Origin of the sequence: Lysinibacillus boronitolerans JCM 21713 = 10a = NBRC 103108 (genome assembly GCF_000772935.1) — a bacterium.
GTDB lineage: Bacteria > Bacillota > Bacilli > Bacillales_A > Planococcaceae > Lysinibacillus > Lysinibacillus boronitolerans.
Map to the genome: position 1 here is coordinate 1 of NZ_JPVR01000011.1, position 317 is coordinate 317.

At 59.0% G+C, this 317-nt stretch carries 1 protein-coding gene; it reads left to right on the plus strand.

What is annotated here, in order from left to right; translation table 11 throughout:
• Positions 1 to 317, plus strand: a 317-nt coding sequence (locus tag CD31_RS22760; protein WP_140423016.1) for a TonB-dependent receptor domain-containing protein, incomplete at both ends; no start/stop codon positions are given.

Here is a 317-nt window from a genome sequence, read left to right on the forward strand (position 1 = left end):
CGACATCGTCAGCAATGGCGGGCAGCCGCTGCCGACCTCAGGTAAAGAGGTGCCGAACGTGCCGAAAAACCTGCTGAACATGACGTTGGGTTATGACGACGGGCTGTATTACGGCAGCGTCAGCGGCAAGTACGTCAGCGCATTCTACGGCGACTTGACCAACGACGAGAAGATCGGCGGCCGCACGGTATTCGATCTGGCGGCGGGGGTGCATCTGCCGGTGGACAAGAAAATCGTCAAAAGCGCCGCGCTGCGCTTTGGCATCAGCAACCTGTTTGACAAGGAATACCTGACCTCGGTGCGCACCACCACCTTCA